The sequence below is a fragment of the Virgibacillus byunsanensis genome (assembly GCF_042675965.1).
Taxonomy (GTDB): domain Bacteria; phylum Bacillota; class Bacilli; order Bacillales; family Amphibacillaceae; genus Virgibacillus_R; species Virgibacillus_R byunsanensis.
In genome coordinates this window covers 17,396-37,891 of record NZ_JBHTKJ010000021.1, presented here as the reverse complement: position 1 = coordinate 37,891, position 20,496 = coordinate 17,396, and the positions used below count along the sequence as shown (strand labels likewise).

Here is a 20,496-nt window from a genome sequence, read left to right as displayed (position 1 = left end):
GAGTTTTATTTTTAGTACATAAGTGCAAACTAAGTCTTTTACCATTAAGCTTGGAAATAAGTCGAGCTTTCTAAAACTTTAATCCTATTATAGAAGGGGAAGTTATACTTGGATAAAAACCAGTTACGTAAATCGACGATTAAATTTCTAAAACAGCTGTCAGAATCAAAAAGAAATAAGATTGAATCAAAGCTTGCCAACTATTTATTCCAATCAAGTATATGGAAGAAATCAGATGTAATCGGCATTACCATGGCACAAGGGTTTGAGTGGAATACAAAAATAATCATTGAAGAAGCCTGGGAACAAGGGAAAACCGTTTGTGTTCCAAAGTGTGATCCAAGAGAAAAGACACTTACTTTTTATAAGTTGCAATCTTATGAGCAATTAGAAGTGGTGTATTATGGCTTGTTAGAACCAAAACCTGATGAGGTAAATAAAATAGACAAAAAGTTGATTGATCTGTTAATTGTACCTGGTTTATTATTTGATAGTTATGGGTATAGAATTGGGTTTGGAGGAGGTTATTATGATCGCTTTTTAATAGATTTCCCTAATGAAACTGTTTCTTTATTTAGTGCAGAACAACTTATGGAAGAGGTTCCAACTGAACCATTTGATATAGCGGTTAAACACTTAATAACCGAAAAAGGTATACTTAGATAGAGTCGTGCATAAATTTAACATGATGGAAAATAACTAATAACACCACAAACAAATAGAAATGGGTGTTAATATGAGAGTTGTATTACTAATTACGTTGATAATCACTGCTGTTTCCATACTTTTTAAATGGCGCTACAGAATCATCAATACATTGTTGGCTATAAGTTTCTTACGTCGCCTGGCAATATCTGTTACGATGAATATGCCAACTATAAGAAGTAAGATATTACCAAATATATTTACCACCCGCCCAAATCAATCCTGAGAAATTAAAGAAGTTGTTTACACGCAACTTCTTTTTTTCATTATTGTTTAGGAAAAATGTTGGAACTTTTGGTATGATTGACCCAGGGGAGGAAGAGATATGTACCTAGATGAACAGTATACAATGTATAAGCTAGCTTATAGCCTAGTTAAGTATGATGAGTATGAAGTTTTACATATTAATGAAAATGACAATGAGATTTGGTTAGAGAAATATAACCAAAAAACATCTTACGTAATTCGTTTATGTCATGGTGGCTTCGATTGGAAAAATCATTTAAAGAAAGATATCGCTCAGGTATTCCAGAAAACAAAGGCCATGAAACGTTTGTTGATCGGTAAACAAGTTGAGATCTATAACATGTATATTTCATCCCATGAACCTGTGGATGATTGGGACATATTGAAAAAGCCAATGCAATTAAATGAAAAAAACCCCCTTAAAATGAAAGTTTATTATATAACAGAAGAAACAAAGCATAAAGAACTAGACAGGATACAGGAAGAGACGGAAACATCTAAAGTTAGAATAGACGGCACACTCGTAGAATCAGAAAAAGAAAACGATTTACAAAATTTTAAAACGCATGTAACTAATGCTCTATATGGTAAACGAAAAGAAATAGAAAATATCTTTTCATATGGTAAACCACGGTTCACATACATGTTACTAATGATTAATTTAATCGTATTTTTTATGCTTGAAAGCAGTGGTGGAAGTACTGATATTGAAAACCTGATTAATTTTGGTGCTAAATACAACCCGGCAATAATTGATAATAATGAATGGTGGCGAATTATTACCTCCATGTTTTTACATATTGGCCTATTACATTTGTTTATGAATATGTTAGCCGTATATTATTTAGGAATTACGGTGGAACGAATATATGGATCGATTAGATTTTTAGTTATTTATTTTTTAGCAGGAATAGGTGGAGGGTTAGCAAGTTTTGCTTTTACGGTCAATGTTTCAGCGGGTGCATCAGGAGCTTTATTTGGACTTTTTGGGGCATTATTATTTTTCGGATTGATTCATAAGAAAATATTTTTTCAAACAATGGGAAAAGGTTTACTTATATTGATTGGTATTAATATTATTTTTGGCTTTGCTGTGCCACAAGTTGATAATGGGGCACACCTGGGTGGATTATTTGCTGGTTTTTTGGCATCTGCAATTCTTCATCTACCAAAAAAGAAAAATCTCAGTATCCAATTAGCTGCTGTAATTCTGTATATAGTTATTATTACAGGCTTAGTTGTTTTTGGTACACAAAACAATTTGAATAGTGCATCTTACCAGTTAATCAAGATTGAAGAATTGGTAAAAGTTAATAACTATGAAGAAATAGTACAGAGGGCAACCATAGGATTAGAGGACCCTAAAGATGTTAAACCACACTTACTGTTTCAAAGATCGTATGCTAATATCCACTTGAACAATCCTGAATTGGCTATTAAAGATTTAGAAGAGACGATTCAATTAACCGATGAGATACCGGAAGCTTATTATAATTTGGCGAGTCTATACCATAGTCGCGGGGAAATGAATAAGGCAAAAGAGTCTATTGAAAAAGCATATGAACTAAATTCAAAGAAAGAAGAATTTAGTTCATTATATGAAAAAATAATAGGAGAAAAACCAAAATAATAAAGAAAGTCATATGTAATACGCTAATCCAATTTTCTGTTAAAATGGAGGTAAATTTTGAATTAGCCTTTGTTTTGTACCATTCAATTCATATAAAACAAGTAAATGATCTTTTTGCTTTTCTACTAAAATAATAGGGACAAAACTCTTTAAATTATTTTCTTCAGAGTTAGCTGCTGGGACGATATAATTTTTATAAATACCTTCCCATAGTTGTCCAATTATTTGATTCGTTTGCTCCTGGTTGAAAGAAGGCAAGGGCTTTTTATGATATTTGTATAAGCTGGTAAAAGGGATGGCATGGTAATCTTCATAATTAATCTGAAAATAACCTGTGAGTTGATGCCAATGATAGAGTAACTGCTGTTTTGTTGTTCTGACTAATAACTCCTTCCATTCTTTTTTAAATTCATTATCTGGTACATGAAAGGATTCCAGTACAGTATTTGGTGAATCAACTACAAATAATTCGTCATACGACATTTGTTGAATACTTTTAATTTCATCATCAGGATAATGAATTTCTCCATGATGAATGGAGATCGCTTGAAAAAAACTACTGTCTTCACTGGATACATTTTCTTTTAAACTTATAATATCTGTGTTTTGTACCCATTTACTTTTTACACCTCTAAGTCTTCCATTATCAAACAGAAGCGAGGCGTCCTGCCTTAAATAAATACTTTTATCGACTTTTGATCCACTATTCCATGAGATTTCATATGCATTTTTTCCTTTCTCAGAAGCGAATTCTAAATTTGTATAATTATCTTCAAAAGATGTTTGGTCATCATGAGAGAAATAGGTGATTGCAGGTTTTGAGTCAGTAATAATAATATAAATAGTTCCTACTAAAAAGAGGGATATTAAAATTATGAAAATGTTAGTTCTTTTATTCATTTTAAACATCCTTTGTCCACCATGACTTTATTATGTTGTATGTTCTAAAACAAGCTTTTATGCTTTTTATAATCGTATAATATGAAGGTTTTCGTTCAAACTAATGCTATAATATTAAAGATTTAAGGTGGACATAATGGAAAATAAAAAGCAGCCTATTTTTTCAACACATCAAAAAAATGTGGGGTATTTAAAAGAACGATTAGCTGTAGATGATAGCTTTGATATGGTGCAATTGGATTTAGAATATGCTGGTAAAAAAATGGCTCTATTTTTAATAGATGGACTAGTGAAGGATGATATTTTACATCTATTGATGAAATTTTTGGCCAAAATTGAGCCTGAAGAATTAGAACCAGATGCTTTAGAAAAGTTATTAAAGACATATATACCTTATGTGGAAATAGATCAAGTAACGGACTTAAATGAAGCTGCTGACCTTGTGTTAGGGGGACCTACAGCCTTAGTAGTCGAGGGACTTGACAAAGTGCTAATGATTGATGCAAGAACATACCCAGTCCGATCTCCAGATGAACCGGATTTAGAAAGAGTGGTTCGTGGATCACGAGATGGGTATGTAGAAACCATTGTTTTTAATACCGCTTTAACGAGAAGAAGAATTAGAGATCGTTCATTACGAATGCAATACCTGCAAATTGGAAGAAGATCAAAAACAGATATCTGTATCTGCTATCTAGAGGACATAGCAGATGAAAATCGGGTTAAGGATTTAAAAGAAGTTCTTCAAACTATTGATACAGATGGTCTTCCAATGGCTGAAAAAACAATTGAGGAGTTTATTAGTGGTAGACACTGGAATCCATATCCAAGTGTTCGATATACGGAGCGACCAGATACTGCTGCAGCACATTTATATGAAGGTCATGTGCTTATAATCATTGATGGTTCACCAAGTGTAATGATTACACCAGCAACATATTGGCATCATCTGCAGCATGCTGAAGAGTATAGACAAAAGCCTTTAGTTGGTGCCTATTTACGAATGGTACGATTTTTTGCAGTTATAGCATCGATTTTTCTTTTACCATTATATTATTTATTTTCAACAAATCCGAATTTATTACCTGCAGGTCTAGAATACATTGGACCAGCTGAGTCTGGAGCGATTCCGTTAATCGTCCAGTTTATTATTGCTGAAATTGGGATTGACATATTGAGGATGGCAGCCATTCACACACCGACGCCGTTAGCAACTGCTTTAGGCCTGGTTGCAGCGATATTGATTGGGCAGGTGGCAATAGAAGTCGGATTATTTTCTTATGAAGTAGTTCTTTATTTAGCGGTTGCAGCAATTGGAACTTATGCAACACCAAGTTATGAGTTAAGTTTAGCAAATCGTCTAGTGCGGCTGTTTTTACTGCTATCTACGGCATTGTTTGGTTTAATCGGTTATGTTGTTGGCATCTCGTTGTGGTTACTTTACTTAGCCAATATGAAGACATTTAAAATTCCTTACTTCTGGCCGTTCATTCCGTTTTCCTTTAAGGCTTTTCGGGATATTTTTATCCGTGCCCCTATACCACTGAAAAATAGAAGACCTACTTTTTTAAACCCTCAAGATCCAGATCGCTAAAATATCTGGATCTTATTCTTATGACAAAGTAATACACGTTTCCCTATTCCTTAATTCTGTTGGTTTTGATATAATGAAGATTGGTGATTTTAATGAAAACTGTTTATGATGTACAGCAACGATTAAAAAGGTTCGGAACATTTATATATACTGGAGATCGTTTTGCTGACCTAGAGTTGATGGAATCAGAAATAAGGGAACTTTATCAATTCCATTTTATTCAAACCCAGGATTACCAAAAGGCTGTTCTACTCCTTAGACAAGAAGCAGCTAGACTTAGGAATAATAAAGGAGCGAATTTCTAATGAGCGAAGTGATTATAGGAGTAGACATTGGTGGTACATCTATAAAAATAGGAATGATAAATGAAAACGGGAATATTCTTAGTAAATGGGAAATACCAACAAATTTAAGTAATAGTGGATCTACTATTGTTAAAGACATATGGCATTCAATTCAAGAGCAGGTTGAAACATTCTATACTACAAATTATTCAATACTTGGAATTGGAGTTGGCGCACCAGGGTTTATAGATAGCGATAATGGATTTGTATATGAAGCGGTTAATATTGGATGGAAAAATTTCCATTTAGCAGATCAATTACAAGCTTTATCAGACATCCCTGTTTTTGCTGGAAATGACGCAAACATTGCTGTTCTAGGAGAGAACTGGAAAGGTTCAGGTAATCAAGCTAAAAATCTCATTGCAGTAACACTTGGAACGGGTGTAGGCGGTGGAATAATAGCTAATGGACGAATACTAAATGGCGAAAATGGAACTGCAGGTGAAATTGGTCATATAGCTGTAGATCCAAATGGCTATCCGTGTAATTGTGGGGGTACTGGTTGTTTAGAAACAATTGCTTCTGCAACAGGTATTGTTCGGCAAGCAATGGATATCATCAAGCGGGATTCAACAAGTATGCTAGCAAAACGTTTTAATGAAGCAGGAAGCATAACCGCAAAAGATGTATTTAATTTAGCAGCTACCGGTGATAAAGATAGCAATGGAGTTATTAATCGTACGGTTGATACTTTAGGGCTGGTTATTGCAAATACTGCTGCCATTATTAATCCTTCAAAGGTAGTTATTGGTGGGGGAGTTTCTAAAGCGGGGGATCAATTGTTGAATGGTATAAAAAAAGCCTTTCATAATTATGCGATTCCAAGAGTAAACGAAGTATGTGAAATTAAAATTGCTCAATTAGGTAACGATGCAGGAATTATTGGTGCAGCTTTTTATGTTAAGCAAAAATTACAAAATATTAAATTTTAAACACTACTATCACATTTAAACTATTAAAATATTAGAATGCAATATGAAACTTTTTTACAATGTAAAACGTCATATAATATATAATTTCTATTGCACAGTTTAATTACCCCTATAAAGGGTATTTATATAGAAAGTAATAGATGATTTTAGTACGTGTTAGTATAGGAGAACGGAGGTATTATAAATGTTTTTTAAACAATCAAGGATACCATTATATATAATTGCTGCATTGTTATTTGGATTGAAAACGTATATTATATATCGCTTTATGTTTAGTATTAAGCTCGACAATCCAATGCAAGAGTTTATTTTAATGATCAATCCATTCATTTCTGCATTCTTAATTTTCGCAATAAGTGTATGGTTTAAAAATCAATCTCGACAAATGAAATTTTTACGTTATACAATACTAACTGGAACAATCATTGTTTATTTTAACCTGGTATTTTATCGCTCATTTACGGACTTTCTTACTATTCCACAGTTATTCCAAGCAAGCAACATGGGCGATTTAGGTTCAAGCATTTTTACATTAACTGAATTCTACGATATCTTGTTTTTTGCTGATGTAGTTATCATCTGGTATCTAAGTAAAAAAATGCCAAGTATCATGGCAGTTAGTTATCCTAGAAGAGGAAAAGTTTTTGCTTTGGCAATGTCATTAATGTTATTAGCTGGTAACTTTCTACTTGCTGAAATGGAGCGACCTCAATTATTCACCAGAGCATTTGATCGTGAATATTTAGTGAAAAATATAGGTCTATTTAATTATCATGTTTATGATATAGCTGTACATTCAAAAGTAAAAACACAGCGAGTGTTCGCTGACGGTAACGATCTACCTGAAATTGAAGAGTTTACACAAACTCAAGTTAATAGTGATTCAAACGCTGAGTTGTTTGGTATTGCAGAAGATAAAAATGTTATCTTTATTAATGTTGAATCCATGCAAAGTTTCCTGATTAATAATGAAGTTAATGGAAAAGAAGTTACGCCATTTATGAACAGTTTAGTAGAAGATGATAGTACCTACTATTTTGAGAATTTTTATCATCAAACACAACAGGGTAAAACGTCGGATTCTGAATTTATAACGGAAAATTCACTTTATCCATCATCCAGGGGTGCTGTTTTCTTTACACATGCTCAGAATGAATATCATGCTATGCCTGAAATCATAAAGGAAGAAGGCTATACTTCCTCCGTATTTCATGCAAATAACAAAAGCTTTTGGAATCGAGACCAAATGTATGATAGTTTAGGATTTGATCATTTTTATGGTGAAGATGCTTATGAAGTAAATGAGGGAAATTCTGTTGGATGGGGGCTAAAGGATAAACCATTCTTTGAACAATCCATCAAATATTTACAATCACAAGAAGAACCTTTTTATAGTAAATTTATAACATTAACACACCATTTTCCATTTGAACTTGACGAAGAAGACAGATCAATTGATCCATATGATTCAAATTCGAATACGTTAAACAATTTCTTTCCTACTGCGAGGTATACGGATGAATCACTTGAAGAATTCTTTAGTAAGTTAAAACAGGCTGGTTTATATGAAGATTCAATTATTGTAATGATGGGAGATCATAACGGAATTAGTGAAAACCATAATAAAGCAATGGCTCAATATTTAGATAAAGATGAAATAACACCGTATGATTTCACACAACTACAACGTGTTCCATTTTTTATTCATATACCTGGCCACGATAAAGGGAAGGTAATGTCAAAAGTATCCGGGCAAATTGATATAAAACCTACAATCTTGCATATGTTAGGTATCGAAACCGATAATAATATGTTGTTTGGAGAAGACTTATTTATTAAAGATCGTAAAGGATATATCGCACTGAGAAATGGTGATTTTATCAGTGAAGAGTATGTTTCAGCTGGTGGGGTTTGCTATGACCGTGAATCTGGTGACCCAGTCGAGGAAGATAGTAATAATGCTTTAGTACAACCAGAGAGAGATGATCCATGTACTCCTACGAAAGAAAAAGTAGAAAAAGAATTGGGATACTCTGACAATATTATTTATAGTGATTTATTCCGCTTTGTTGATTTTGTAGAGGACAATGAAACAGAAAACTAAGAAATAGTATAAAAGCTGATTTAACAATATGTTAAATCAGCTTTTATCATAATAATAGGCTGTTTTTGCACGCATTATTGCTTGTTCATCTTTATAGTTGATATATAATGCGACACAACTTGAGATAATGGTTGGTGCTTTTACTCGCTCTGGAAATACACTTCGCTTTGATACGCGGGCGGCTGGTGAGCCACCACGCAGCTTAGAGCAGCTTTCTGTTCAAGTAACAAGATTCCAAATGTTTTATCCCAACAATGATTAGAAAGCCATGACTAGCGTATGTAGAATACGTAGACTCCTCGAAAATATAAACCTATTTTCTTCGTGCGATGCTACTCTTCGAAGTTTTCCTTGTCCTGTGGGAACAGCACGTGTCGCCGTAAAGGCATGCCGAATGCCAAGTTTTCTAATAACGCTTCGAAGTATGCTTCCTCGGCGCAAGGGAACTTAGAAGAGGATTCAAGTAGTATCCTGGCTGAGGCCGTGCCCACGGAAAGCGAAGTGTTCTGCCGAAGTGGTTATATAGCACTCGATGTCGAGAAAGAAAATCCACGAATAAGTTACGTCGCAATATTTAGCGATTCTCTCAAAAACAACCAAATAATAAAACAAAAAGCTAACTATTAACTAGTTAGCTTTGTTGTATGTTTGTTGTATTAACCAGTAAGTTCGCTAATAATGGTCATTATGGAGAAAAAACCAAATGCTAATGCTGATACAGCTGAGAAGCCTAATGCAAAAACATTTTTAAGTTTAAGTTGACGAATTACTGATATTACAGATAAAAGCGTAACGACTAGAAGTAAAATTGCCAATACCATGTTTGTTACATCCTCCTTGTACTTTTCCTCATTTGAAATTATTGATATGAGAATTACATTTGTATTATTATGTATCTATACAGTCTTCTTATTTATTTTAATGGAAAAAGATGAATTTGTCGAGTTAAAAAAAGGAAGTATAGCAATTTTAGTTATCTTGGAATGGAGGCATTACCATGAACATTGAGCAAATGGCATTAGGTCCTTTAGGGACCAATTGTTACATCGTTTATAAAGACAATGAGGCGTTAGTGATTGATCCTGGAGGAGAAGGACATAAAGTAGTCACATTTTTAAATAGTAAAGGAGTTACACCTATAGCCATACTGTTAACACACGCACATTTTGATCATATAGGTGGTGTGGAAACATTACGATCACGTTTTAATATTGATGTTTATATACATGAGAAAGAGGCAGATTGGCTAGAAGATCCAACGTTAAATGGGTCATCATTATTTATCCAACAAGAAATTAGTACAAAGCGGGCGGAAGCATTTTTTGAACTTGGTAGGATGAAGCTAGGTTCGTTTGTTTTTGATGTTGTGAATACACCAGGACATTCCCCAGGAAGTGTTAGTTTTATATTCCAAGAGGAGTCATTTGTAATTAGTGGTGATGCTTTGTTCCATCGAGGTATTGGTCGAACTGATCTGCCAGGTGGTGACTTTTCACAGTTAGAGCACAGTATCAAAAATGAACTGTATTGCTTGAATGATCTATTTGTTGTCTATCCTGGTCATGGTCCAAAAACAATAATAGGAGAGGAAAAGTTACATAATCCATTCGTTTCAGAAATATAAAAAGATCCTTCTCACGTGAGAAGGATCTTAGGGGGGATGTGCTCTGCTCTTTTGTTGGTTAGGGATAAAAGTTAAGCTACAATTATAACTATAAATGCATAATAACAACCTGTCAATAGTGTAAACCTCAAAAGATTGAAAAAATTGGTTTTTATCAAATTTCATAATAAAGAAATATTAGAAAACTTGCCTTATCGCCAAGTATGTAGATAAGAAAGTTTTATACTTTCCTGTCTACGAACAAAAACCAGAAGCGCCCTTACAGGCTAAGTTCGCCACGTCCTTGAAAAAGAAAAGCACTTTTTCTGTGTGCGATGTTTCTCATTGAAGCTTTCCTTGTCTTGTACGTAGGAGCTGGACGTGGCTTAAGCAGTTAACAAATTATACACAGGCTCCTAATTTTATAATTTCCTAAGATACAAAAAAACCCTGCATCAAAAATATGTAAGCAGGGTTTTTTGCTTAGTGTCCGAAACCTGGAACTAATATAAATTCTGAATACCATGTAAAGCCTACCATAAATACTGTGCAATAAGCTCCAAATAAATACATATACATGCGCTCAGAAAGTTTTAAATAACTTACTGTTAGGAAAAATGCTGTTTGAACTAGGAATAGCAGTGCAGTATTTTGCATGTCTCCAATATAAAACATTACTGTAAATATACCAGTCCAAAAAGCGAGGACACGAAACATTCGATCCATGTTTTCCCCTCCCTTTACTTAACTTTATCATTGCTATTATAAACGACGAAACAAATATTGTAAATAAATCTAATTAAACAATTGAAAGTTTGGCAACATAAAGGCAGTCCTGACAGCCTTGAAACATATTTTCTTTCTCGATTAGGTCAACATTTTGAAATAATGCTTCAAACATGCCTTTTAGAAAAGAGTTATGCATGTTACAAATAATTGTCTGATTTTTATGCTGATTTGCAATTTCTTTAAAAGGACAGTTTTTAATTTTAAATGTAACACTTTTTAGATCTGCATCATATTCAAAGTCGGGATACATGCCAAGCATAGTTCCTGCATCTTCTAGTATATGCAGCTTCTGTTCAACTGTAATCTCTTTAGAAGATGTAGTTTCGTTATATCGCTGTATGACCTGTGTACCATATTTCTTTCCAGTAATATATAACGCTTGTCGACCTGGTTCACCCAGTTCTACAAATGATTCTATTGCAATATTTGAAAGTAATTTGTAATCGCGATGTGGAAAATTCAACTCGATAACTTCGTCTGATAACTTATACAGTCTACTTGGACGTCCACCTTTACCAGTTTTTTGTGAATACGAAGTAATCATTTGTACATCCTCTAATTTAGACAAATGAAGTCGTGCAACATTCGGATGAATATCAAACCTGTCAGCTATCTCTAAAACACTTACTGATTGATGTTCCTTTACAATATATTGATAAATATTGTAACGTGTTGGGTCACTTAGTACGCTTGTAACTTTTAGTGTTTGTTCCATTATAAACCCCCTCACTACGTTTATTACTTTTATTATAGTAAAAATGGAAAGAGAAAAGGGGTAAATTAGTGGTTTGTTAGAAAATGTACATATTTAAGTTATTTCTCTTTACTAATGTGTGCATTTCTATTTTAATTATCCAAGTTATTTTCAATCAGGGTTAGTGTGTTTGTAGTGTCGTACACTGATCCAGAGGAAGTGGTAACATTGAGGTGCAGGTTATATTGATTATCTTTTATACTTATAATTGATATCTCTACAACACCATCAGGAAAAGAATAAGTAATGGGACTATCTTGTGGTATATGAGCCAACTCATCCAATAATTTTGCACGTCCCATTTGTACTAATGTTTCAATTCGTATTTGTTCGATTTGATTGTGTGTAATTTGTACATCATTACTGTACCTGTCAGTGCTAGCTATTACGACAAAGAGCGCTAATGCGGCAAAGAATAATACATAGGGTAGAACAAACCCCTCTTGATTACTTATAAAAGATAATATCTTTTTCACTATGTTCACCCTCTAAAGAAGTAATTGAAACATGAATTCCATATGATAGTGATGTGAATGTTACATCACTTACATCCCGTAAATAGATTTCATGCCCTTTACCAATGACTTGCCTTCGTATTATGTTATCGTACTTTTCAATTGTAACCTGTGAACCATTCTTTACCGTATATTCAATCGTGTTTGGATAAACGACAATATCAGTTGCAATTATCATCTCATCGCGTAAAAAAATAAAAAATTGCTGGATGGAAAGCTCTTCATAGTTCGTTGGAATGTTAGCTGTTTTAACTAAATATGCAGCAAAGGGCAGTGTAATAAACAAAACGGTGATACTTAAGAGAACTGAAAGAATGGTAAAGCCTTTTTCAATTTTGACTATAGCCGTAAATACAGTGTTTTTTAGTTTGATTTTTAACATTATTCCATTCTGCACATCCTTTTATAAATTCATTCTCACTAGAAAAACTAAATGTAACTAAGGAAGAATTTAGTTTCACAGTGTATGAACTTGGTAAAGATTCGTTACTGTTATGAATATAAGGTTGTAGTTCATCATGCAGAAATAAAACAAATTCACGTTGATTGCTTAATGCCACGCTTTCACTATTTAATAACGATATAATTGGAACGATTGTTAGGATGATCATCATCATAATGCTATTGGCTACTAATGATTCAATAAGCGAGAACCCATTATTGTTCAACAATGTAGCACCGTCCTTTACCTAACGGACAAACAATTAGATAGTTAGTTAGGTTAGTTTTTATATTAAATGTACCGGGTTGTCTAATTGTCCCCTCATGATCAAACGATAAAAATGGTAAATTCCACTTGTTAACCTGCCAGTTAGAAGGTATGTCACGCTTTATAAGTCTTTTTCTATCTTCATGGATAGCGTAACTTTCTTCATAAAAAGTAAGTTTTATATATCCATTAGTTAAAAGGGAACGGTTTTGCATATATAAAACATCGAATTTAAAAGTCTCGAGAAATTGCTTTTCTTCCTGCTTTTCAACTATGGTAACGTTTAGTGGAGCACTTATAAGTATAATAATCGACCAAATGCCAAGAACGAATATTACTTCTAGTAATGTAAACCCATTTTGATGTTTCATGGTATTTCCTAATTAGGAGGGAGAAGAAACTTCTGTATCGACAACTATTGTTCCACCGTCAATTTTTAAAGTATCTCCATTAGGACAAGTTTTTTGTTCAATTGTGATGTAGTTATTACTTACTAAGTTATCCAACGTTTCAGGATAGCTACTATTTTCGAGGAAATAAGCATCTGTCTGTGCTTGCACTACGGCGATTAGAGCTTTACAGCCCTTTTCGTAAACTTCTTCACTTTTTGTGCTCAAGTTAGGTACAATTAGAATGATTAAGACAGAAATGATCATTAGTACGATTAGCATCTCAATTAATGTAAACCCTTTTTCATTTTTGTATATCATTTTGGTTTCTCCTTCATTTTTAAATTGTTTTAATCAATTGAAACATAGGCCACATTAACGACACGTAAATAAATATGATAAAGCTTGCTAATACAAGAAAGAATATGGGCTGTATTTGTGTAATCATCTTTGTTACTTTTCGATGTAACTCCTCTGTTAATAATTCGGTGTATATCAAAAGATCTCTTTCTAGTGTGCTTGCATCTGTGTTCTTTTGAAAGATAATGGATAGTTGCATATCCAGTAATGGCAGTTGTGTTAATAATTCTGTTACATGTCTTCCTTTTGACAATTCCTTTGTCATTAATCCAGAATAGTAGGAGATAATGGGTAACTTTTTTTGTTTCGAGATCATATTTAAAATTTCTTTCATTGGCATACCTGTTTTCAGTAATGAACTGAAGTGTGTCGCAAAAAGGAAGGAAGTTTGCATGCGTTTGTACGTACGAAAAAACGGAATAGAATTGTATATAGAAATACGCATCCTAATATTGAGTTTGTGGTGAAGTAATGACCAAAGTAATATAGACAAGGTAAGTAGTGTGATAAGTATGACGGTACCCTTACTAAGAATGTCAATAAATGCCATTGAAAAAATAACATTTGACGAAGGACCGGAGTGAAAGAGGTCAACAAAGGATGGGAGCACATGTTGCTTTATGAAATACATAAGTATTAAAAAGGTTAGAAGTAAGATTAATGGATAACGTACAGTGGTTTGAAACTTCTTACTATACACTAAACGTTGTTCATACATATAAACGCATTTTTCAATACTAGCTTGTAGATTACCATTCATTCGTGCAAAGTAGAGAAACGATATGACCGATTGGCTAAAGTTAGCTTTTTCTAATGCTTGATCAATAGTTTGTCCGTCCTTTAATAAAGAAATTACTAATTCAGATGTTGTGACAAGCTGTTTATCCCACTGGATTATGTTTAAGGCTTCAATAAGTGTGTAGCCATTTTTTAATAATCGTGACAATTGTTTTAAAAAGCGAAGTTGTAATTCTTTGTTTAGTGGTCTATTTTTCATATTCAATAAATGTCTTCTCAGAAATAAAACCATAAGCAAATGCCTTCTTTCTTAAATGTTGGAAAGTATGGCTAGGATTTTCGGATGTGTGAGGATCTCCGTTCAAAATTTTTTGTAATAACACGCCATCTAATAGTTCTAAAACTGCAGCTCTTCGTGTAACACTTCTGTTTATAACGATCGGTAATAGTTGAATGGATGCAATTGAAATAAGTGATTGTTGTATATCAGACTTATTTAATCCCATTTCTATCAGTCGTTGTATAGTTCCAACTGTATCTTTAGCATGCAACGTACTTAAAACTAAATGACCAGTTAGTGATGCTTCAAATGCAAATTGAGCGGTTTGTCTGTCACGAATTTCACCTACCATAATGATATCCGGGTCATGCCTTAATGCAGCCTTTAGCCCGGTTTGATACGTTATTCCTGCTTTCTCATTAACTTGAACTTGAAGTATATCGCTCATATTTTTCTCGATAGGATCCTCTAATGTGATCGTTTGATATGATTTTTCCTTTAAAATAGTTTGCAGCAATGTGTATAGTGTTGTCGTCTTACCACTACCAGTTGGACCTGTGAATAAAATAATACCGGCTCGATTGCTTATCCATGATTTTATAGTTGAAAGTTGATGCGGAAAGAGGAAAAGCTGTTCTAATGTATAATCTTCATTTTGGGGTAGTATTCGAATTGCCAGACTTTCCAAGTGATTTACAGGGAGTGTAGATAAACGTAGTGAATAGTGGTTTAAGACAGTATGGTGAGTTAAAATACCATTTTGCGGTTTCCTTATCTCTCCTATATCCATTCCTGATGAAAACTTAAAATAAGTCAATAGTAATTGATACTTTGCACTTGGAATCTTTCGATGAAGTGTTCGTTTACCATGAATGCGGAAGTATACACTGGTTTCATCAGCGAAGGGATAGAAATGGATATCAGAAGCATTTGCCTGAAAGGCAGACTCAAGAAGATTATTTGAAAGTACTGCTGCGGGGTTCAATAGAATTTCACCTCCTTTATGTAAAAGTATATATTCGACAAGATCTGAGCGATTCCTTCTTATTTTTTAAGTTTTTTTAAAAACTTTAATTATTAAACAAAATAAGGTAAAGTAAAATTAAATCTGACTAGGGTGTGTAAGATAAATGTGTACTATTTATTTAATTGGTTTTATGGGAAGTGGAAAAAGTACAGTTGGAAATAGGTTAAGCTTTCAATTAAATATTAAACAAATGGATACGGATACTTTAATTGAAGAGAAGAAAGGAAAGAAAATAACGAAAATATTCCAAGAAGAAGGAGAAGCGTCGTTTAGGAAGTATGAAACAGCTATTTTAAAGTCGATAGTTCATAACAATTGCGTTGTATCAACTGGTGGGGGAATCGTTGAAAAAAAAGAAAATATAGACCATATGAAAAAACATGGTACATTAGTCTATTTACATGCTTCATTTGATGACATAGTGAATCGATTAAAATATGATCAGGATCGGCCTTTATGGAATAATGACTTGGAAAATAAATATGCTTTATATAACCAGAGACATGAGATTTATTTGAGTTGTGCTGATTTTATGTTAGAAACTGATGAAAAAACTCCATACACTGTTGCTGATGAAGTCATTGAATTGATAAATCAAATGAAACAAGAATAGATTTTCTTTATGTGAGAAAACTAATTGATATAAAGTTATAATTGAGGTGATCACTATTTCTGGAAATGATTATGTAAAGTATGTAACGGAGACATTTGTGTCCTACATTGATTTACCGTCTGAGGAAAAGAAAGTGAGGAAACGAAATAAACGTAGTTCCTCGCTTGTGTGGTCAAATCGATGGCTTGGTGTATTGCCCTTTGCTCTAAAATATTATCGAAAGAAGTTAGAATAGCAGGCCCCGTTAAGATGGGACCTGCTATTGCTATTCTAGATGATTAATGTTTTCACTCAGATAAAAAATACCACCATTAATTACCTCCATTGAAATGGACGGGGTATAACGTTTTTTCATGTTTTCTATCTCATTATCCATTTGTTGTTCCAGATCTTCTATTTCTGTTATACCTTGATAAAAATGTTTTAATAGATCTATTTCTTCTTTTAACGTCTTAAACGAAGCGTCTGCCCACTCATGTGGTTGATTATTTATATAATTCTCAATGACTGACTCAATTCGTATGAAACCACTTTTAATTTTTATTAAAGGTGATATGGTGTAACAGTAGTCAGATATTGTCATTTGTAATGGAATCTTCTGTAATATATCCATCATTTCCAACTTCATCATTCCGTTAATTAAATGTAGTCCAATTGAAATGATTTCATCTTTTTTTTGTTTTCCTTTATAACTAATTTTAATATTCATAACCAACCAAGGATATAATGCCGTATTTTTATCTGTTTTAATCTGTTGAAATAGCATAGTGAACTTTTCATTTTCCTTCAAATGATTAATGATTTGTTGCAGTCGTGGGCTTCCAAAATGAACCCAATCACCTTTGCCGTCCCGCTTATTCGGATTTGTAATAAGCGTTAGATGCATTGGGTCTCCGTTTTGTCCCATCTTCTTTATATAATGCCAGTAAAAAGGCCTGTTCATTAAAGCTCTATCCATTTCTTCTGTCAGCTTTACATGAAGTACCCCATCTTCACTATTGTTAACTTTACAATGATGGGATGTGAAATATGTGTGCAAAAATGCATCTAAATTTTTAATTGCCATATTGAGATTCCCCACTAACCTGATTATTACGCTGCGTATGTGTTATTACAGAAGTTAAGTTATCCAACTTGATCTTTGCTTCGCCTGTAGAAGTGGACTCAGAGAAAATAGAGTGTAATTCTGTTTCAAGATCGTCTATTTCCAACTCTGCCAATATGTCATCCAAATGACCGACGACCTGTTCAAATAAATTTATTTTTTCATACAAAAGTTTCATAATGTGTTCTTCAACTGTGCTTCGGATGGATATGTTATAGATATGTACATCATTGTGTTGTCCATATCTGTGTATTCGTCCAATTCGTTGTTCAAGACGCATCGGATTCCATGGCAAGTCGTAATTAATTAAGTGGTTGCAAAATTGTAGATTTATTCCTTCTCCTCCGGCTTCTGTGGCAATTAATACTTGTGCATGATCTTTAAATAATTGTCTCATCCAATCTTTTTTCCCGCGTTTAAACCCACCTCTAAATGGTACAGATGTAATATCATTTTGTTTCAAGTACCACTGTAGGTAAAATTGTGAAGCTCTGTATTCGGTGAAAATAATTACTTTCTCATTCCCTATTTTCTTAATAAGTTCAACTACATGCTGTGCCTTTGAATGATTTGGTAACTGCTCAATTTTTTCCAGCATAGGTTGAATGGAGGAATCTTTCTTTGAGTCTTCTCTAACCATCTTCTGAAGGGACAAGTAGCATGCTTCTCGTGAAGAACATATTTCTCGTAATAAAGTGATCTTTGAAAATGTAGAGAATTCTCCTGTTAAACGGTCAATTTGTTCATACAAATCCTGTTCCTCTGGTGTGAAGTCAATCCAGATTGTATCTATATGTCTTTTTGTATTATTTAGTTCTGTATGCTGTCTAGTATTTCGTATCATAACTTTTTGGATCAATTGTTTTAAATACACATCATGTTTTATTTTTTTACGATTTCTCCCGTATTGCTCTAAAAAAGTTTCATAGTTCCCTAAATGACCTGGTTTTAAAATGGAAACTAAATTAAATATGTCAGTCAATTGATTTTGTACAGGGGTAGCTGTTAAGAGTAAGCAGTATTTATTCTTTAACTGGCGAACAAAACTGTAATTTTGTGTTTTATGATTTCTTAGCTTATGCGCTTCATCGATTAATACAAAATCGTAGTCTATATTTAAAATATCCTGACGATGAGCTTCACGTTTCGCAGTATCCAATGAAGTTATCATGACTTCATATTGATCCCAAGGATAGTTTTTTCGATGTGCAATAGCTGGTATATAGAATTTTTCATTTAATTCTCTGGCCCATTGGTTTATTAACGAAGCTGGTACTAATAGAAGGGCTTTTTTCACCAAGCCTCTTATCATGTATTCTTTTAGAATTAGTCCAGCTTCAATCGTCTTTCCTAATCCTACCTCGTCAGCTAAAATGGCACGACCGTTCATATTTTCAATTACTTGTTCAGCACATGAAATTTGATGGGGTAAGAAGCTGACTTGTGGGAGATAATCAAGCGAATGTAATCCGTCAAAGGCAGGTGCCATTGTTGTTAATTCTGCCTGGTAATTCATCTGAAATAACTCCCATGAAGAAAAAGGTCCTTCTTTATCAAGGGTGTCTTGAAATTGATCGATGAAGTTAGTGTCTTTATGTAAACTGATTTGTTGCATAGGATACATCCTTTATAGTGTTAGTCTAATAATTTAATAACTTTTGATCATATAAAAAAACAAATCGTTACTTTCAGCAGTTTTATATGATATAATAAGGCTGAATAAAATAGATATTTCATCATAGTATAACCAATTATTTTAATTTCATAAAAGCGAATGAATACAAGGGGAGAGCTTACTTTTAGGTAACGCCGAAGGAGCAAGTGAAAACGAATCTCTCAGGCAAAAAGACTCTTGTAGGACGCTACTCTGGAGAGTGTCTATATTTAGATAGACCACCCAAGGAGCAAGCGCTTGTTAGGAATATGAATCCATTTCCAAACAGGTGTGCAACTTTCTGGTTTAAGGACAGAGATTTCCCTAGTATTAGTGGAATCTCTATTTTTATGCTTTTAGAAAGTATTTTTTTTAAGGAGTGGATGAGATGAGTGAGTTAAAACGAACCCCAATATATCCTGAATATAAAGACTCTGGGGCTAAGACGGTTGATTTTGGTGGATGGGACTTACCCGTTCAATTTTCTGGTATTAAACATGAACATGAAACTACTCGTACAAAAGCAGGGTTATTTGATGTTTCCCATATGGGAGAAATTCTTGTAAAGGGATCCAAAAGTAGAGAATTCCTACAATATGTTGTTACAAATGATGTGTCCAAATTAACCCCAAATAGGGCACAATATTCGTTTATGTGCTATGAGGATGGGGGAACGGTTGATGATTTCCTTATTTATATGATGGAAGAGGATCATTATTTATTAGTCGTCAACGCAGCGAATACAGACAAGGATTTTGATTGGTTAGTTCAACAAAATAATTATGACGCTTCTGAATTACAACTCACAAATGTTTCGAAAGATTATGTACAACTGGCATTACAAGGACCACGAGCTGAAGAAATATTGCAAAGCGTAACTGATCAAAACTTAGCGGATATAAAATTTTTCCGTTTTGACTCATCTGTCTATTTTTCAGGGATAAATACGGCAGCTATTGTATCCAGAACTGGTTATACAGGTGAAGATGGATTTGAAATATATATAAACGCAGAAAATGGAAGAGCCCTTTGGAATTTGCTCTTGCAAGCAGGTAAAGATAAAGGCTTAGAACCAATCGGACTCGGAGCAAGGGATACATTACGCTTTGAAGCAAATTTACCCCTATATGGTCAAGAACTAACAAAAGATATCACACCAATAGAAGCAGGTTTAAAATTTGCTGTTAAAGTCAATAAAGATTCTGATTTTGTAGGCAAAGGTAGATTAAAAGAACAAGTTGAAAATGGTACAGACAAAAAGCTTGTAGGGATCGAAATGATTGACAAGGGTATTCCAAGAACTGAGTATTTAGTGTATGCAGATGATAAGGAAGTAGGGTTTGTGACTTCAGGCACACAGTCTCCTACATTACAAAAGAATGTGGGCTTAGCTCTTGTGAAATCTGAATTTGCTGTTGAAGGAACTGAGTTATATGTGCAAGTACGTAAGAAACAATTAAAAGCTGTAGTTGTAAAAACACCATTCTATAAACGTGAAAAATAAG

The 20,496-nt window shown here is 33.6% G+C and carries 24 protein-coding genes and 2 riboswitches; of the genes, 11 read left to right on the top strand and 13 right to left on the bottom strand.

From position 1 onward, the window contains the following. The first annotated feature begins 108 nt into the window (after positions 1-108). Both ACFQ3N_RS08780 and ACFQ3N_RS08775 read left to right on the top strand, forming a co-directional pair. Positions 109-666, top strand: coding sequence for a 5-formyltetrahydrofolate cyclo-ligase (locus ACFQ3N_RS08780; RefSeq protein ID WP_390361511.1), 558 nt, complete (start codon positions 109-111; stop codon positions 664-666). 364 nt (positions 667-1,030) lie between these two features. Further along, on the top strand, positions 1,031-2,581 hold the full coding sequence (locus ACFQ3N_RS08775; protein WP_390361509.1) for a rhomboid family intramembrane serine protease: 1,551 nt from the start codon (positions 1,031-1,033) through the stop codon (positions 2,579-2,581). A 39-nt stretch (positions 2,582-2,620) separates the two neighbouring features. Here ACFQ3N_RS08775 and ACFQ3N_RS08770 read toward each other — a convergent pair whose 3' ends face one another. Continuing rightward, complete coding sequence (locus tag ACFQ3N_RS08770; RefSeq protein WP_390361507.1) at positions 2,621-3,481, bottom strand: hypothetical protein; 861 nt, start codon at positions 3,479-3,481, stop codon at positions 2,621-2,623. 136 nt (positions 3,482-3,617) lie between these two features. Here ACFQ3N_RS08770 and ACFQ3N_RS08765 point away from each other — a divergent pair, with 136 nt between their 5' ends. The 4 genes from ACFQ3N_RS08765 (at position 3,618) to ACFQ3N_RS08750 (ending at position 8,455) form a co-directional block, all read left to right on the top strand. Next, positions 3,618-5,075, top strand: coding sequence for a spore germination protein (locus tag ACFQ3N_RS08765; protein ID WP_390361505.1), 1,458 nt, complete (start codon positions 3,618-3,620; stop codon positions 5,073-5,075). A 92-nt stretch (positions 5,076-5,167) separates the two neighbouring features. Next, a complete protein-coding gene (locus ACFQ3N_RS08760; protein WP_390361503.1) occupies positions 5,168-5,380 on the top strand; it encodes a YqgQ family protein in 213 nt (70 codons plus the stop codon). Beyond that, positions 5,380-6,351, top strand: a complete 972-nt coding sequence (locus ACFQ3N_RS08755; protein ID WP_390361501.1) for an ROK family glucokinase — start codon at positions 5,380-5,382, stop codon at positions 6,349-6,351. Before ACFQ3N_RS08760 ends, ACFQ3N_RS08755 begins: the two co-directional genes overlap by 1 nt. A gap of 184 nt (positions 6,352-6,535) precedes the next feature. Further along, positions 6,536-8,455 carry an LTA synthase family protein gene (locus ACFQ3N_RS08750; protein ID WP_390361499.1) on the top strand — a complete coding sequence of 640 codons (1,920 nt, stop codon included), beginning with the start codon at positions 6,536-6,538 and terminating at the stop codon, positions 8,453-8,455. 656 nt (positions 8,456-9,111) lie between these two features. Here the strand turns inward: ACFQ3N_RS08750 and ACFQ3N_RS08745 are convergent. Further along, on the bottom strand, positions 9,112-9,276 hold the full coding sequence (locus ACFQ3N_RS08745) for a DUF2759 family protein (RefSeq protein WP_390361497.1): 165 nt from the start codon (positions 9,274-9,276) through the stop codon (positions 9,112-9,114). Between the two features lie 46 nt (positions 9,277-9,322). Here ACFQ3N_RS08745 and ACFQ3N_RS08740 point away from each other — a divergent pair, with 46 nt between their 5' ends. Both ACFQ3N_RS08740 and ACFQ3N_RS08735 read left to right on the top strand, forming a co-directional pair. Continuing rightward, positions 9,323-9,463, top strand: a complete 141-nt coding sequence (locus tag ACFQ3N_RS08740; RefSeq protein WP_390361495.1) for a hypothetical protein — start codon at positions 9,323-9,325, stop codon at positions 9,461-9,463. Then, the gene (locus tag ACFQ3N_RS08735; protein WP_390361493.1) at positions 9,453-10,079 is read left to right on the top strand and encodes an MBL fold metallo-hydrolase; all 627 of its coding nucleotides are present in this window, start codon (positions 9,453-9,455) and stop codon (positions 10,077-10,079) included. The genes ACFQ3N_RS08740 and ACFQ3N_RS08735 overlap by 11 nt, the downstream gene beginning before the upstream one ends. A gap of 462 nt (positions 10,080-10,541) precedes the next feature. Here ACFQ3N_RS08735 and ACFQ3N_RS08730 read toward each other — a convergent pair whose 3' ends face one another. From ACFQ3N_RS08730 to comGA, 9 genes are all read right to left on the bottom strand, one after another. Continuing rightward, positions 10,542-10,784, bottom strand: coding sequence for a DUF2626 domain-containing protein (locus ACFQ3N_RS08730; RefSeq protein ID WP_390361491.1), 243 nt, complete (start codon positions 10,782-10,784; stop codon positions 10,542-10,544). 73 nt (positions 10,785-10,857) lie between these two features. After that, positions 10,858-11,562 carry a helix-turn-helix transcriptional regulator gene (locus tag ACFQ3N_RS08725; protein ID WP_390361489.1) on the bottom strand — a complete coding sequence of 235 codons (705 nt, stop codon included), beginning with the start codon at positions 11,560-11,562 and terminating at the stop codon, positions 10,858-10,860. Between the two features lie 131 nt (positions 11,563-11,693). Then, positions 11,694-12,077 (bottom strand): competence type IV pilus minor pilin ComGG, encoded by a 384-nt coding sequence (gene comGG, locus ACFQ3N_RS08720; protein WP_390361487.1) that lies wholly within the window; start codon positions 12,075-12,077, stop codon positions 11,694-11,696. Next, positions 12,049-12,498, bottom strand: coding sequence for a competence type IV pilus minor pilin ComGF (locus ACFQ3N_RS08715; protein ID WP_390361485.1), 450 nt, complete (start codon positions 12,496-12,498; stop codon positions 12,049-12,051). The genes comGG and ACFQ3N_RS08715 overlap by 29 nt, the downstream gene beginning before the upstream one ends. Beyond that, positions 12,446-12,787: a hypothetical protein gene (locus ACFQ3N_RS08710; protein ID WP_390361483.1), complete on the bottom strand. Its 342-nt coding sequence runs from the start codon at positions 12,785-12,787 to the stop codon at positions 12,446-12,448. Before ACFQ3N_RS08710 ends, ACFQ3N_RS08715 begins: the two co-directional genes overlap by 53 nt. Next, a complete protein-coding gene (gene comGD, locus ACFQ3N_RS08705) occupies positions 12,774-13,196 on the bottom strand; it encodes a competence type IV pilus minor pilin ComGD (protein ID WP_390361481.1) in 423 nt (140 codons plus the stop codon). The genes ACFQ3N_RS08710 and comGD overlap by 14 nt, the downstream gene beginning before the upstream one ends. Before the next feature lie 12 nt (positions 13,197-13,208). Further along, positions 13,209-13,535 carry a competence type IV pilus major pilin ComGC gene (comGC, locus tag ACFQ3N_RS08700; RefSeq protein ID WP_390361480.1) on the bottom strand — a complete coding sequence of 109 codons (327 nt, stop codon included), beginning with the start codon at positions 13,533-13,535 and terminating at the stop codon, positions 13,209-13,211. A 19-nt stretch (positions 13,536-13,554) separates the two neighbouring features. Continuing rightward, complete coding sequence (locus ACFQ3N_RS08695; RefSeq protein ID WP_390361478.1) at positions 13,555-14,604, bottom strand: type II secretion system F family protein; 1,050 nt, start codon at positions 14,602-14,604, stop codon at positions 13,555-13,557. Further along, complete coding sequence (gene comGA, locus ACFQ3N_RS08690) at positions 14,561-15,577, bottom strand: competence type IV pilus ATPase ComGA (protein ID WP_390361476.1); 1,017 nt, start codon at positions 15,575-15,577, stop codon at positions 14,561-14,563. Before comGA ends, ACFQ3N_RS08695 begins: the two co-directional genes overlap by 44 nt. A gap of 145 nt (positions 15,578-15,722) precedes the next feature. On the opposite strand from comGA, the gene ACFQ3N_RS08685 reads away from it, so the two are divergent. Together ACFQ3N_RS08685 and ACFQ3N_RS08680 are read left to right on the top strand one after the other, a co-directional pair. After that, complete coding sequence (locus ACFQ3N_RS08685; RefSeq protein ID WP_390361474.1) at positions 15,723-16,232, top strand: shikimate kinase; 510 nt, start codon at positions 15,723-15,725, stop codon at positions 16,230-16,232. A gap of 46 nt (positions 16,233-16,278) precedes the next feature. Continuing rightward, positions 16,279-16,467: a YqzE family protein gene (locus ACFQ3N_RS08680; protein ID WP_390361472.1), complete on the top strand. Its 189-nt coding sequence runs from the start codon at positions 16,279-16,281 to the stop codon at positions 16,465-16,467. A 30-nt stretch (positions 16,468-16,497) separates the two neighbouring features. Here the strand turns inward: ACFQ3N_RS08680 and ACFQ3N_RS08675 are convergent, their stop codons facing one another. Continuing rightward, entirely contained in the window at positions 16,498-17,298 is an 801-nt protein-coding gene (locus ACFQ3N_RS08675; protein WP_390361471.1) for a YqhG family protein, read from the bottom strand. Further along, on the bottom strand, positions 17,288-18,952 hold the full coding sequence (locus ACFQ3N_RS08670) for a DEAD/DEAH box helicase (RefSeq protein ID WP_390361469.1): 1,665 nt from the start codon (positions 18,950-18,952) through the stop codon (positions 17,288-17,290). The genes ACFQ3N_RS08675 and ACFQ3N_RS08670 overlap by 11 nt, the downstream gene beginning before the upstream one ends. A gap of 159 nt (positions 18,953-19,111) precedes the next feature. Continuing rightward, positions 19,112-19,199: riboswitch (glycine riboswitch) on the top strand. 3 nt (positions 19,200-19,202) lie between these two features. Further along, positions 19,203-19,309, top strand: a riboswitch (glycine riboswitch). A gap of 70 nt (positions 19,310-19,379) precedes the next feature. Between ACFQ3N_RS08670 and gcvT the strand changes: the two genes are divergently transcribed. Then, positions 19,380-20,495 (top strand): glycine cleavage system aminomethyltransferase GcvT, encoded by a 1,116-nt coding sequence (gene gcvT, locus ACFQ3N_RS08665; protein WP_390361467.1) that lies wholly within the window; start codon positions 19,380-19,382, stop codon positions 20,493-20,495. Position 20,496 lies beyond the last annotated feature (1 nt).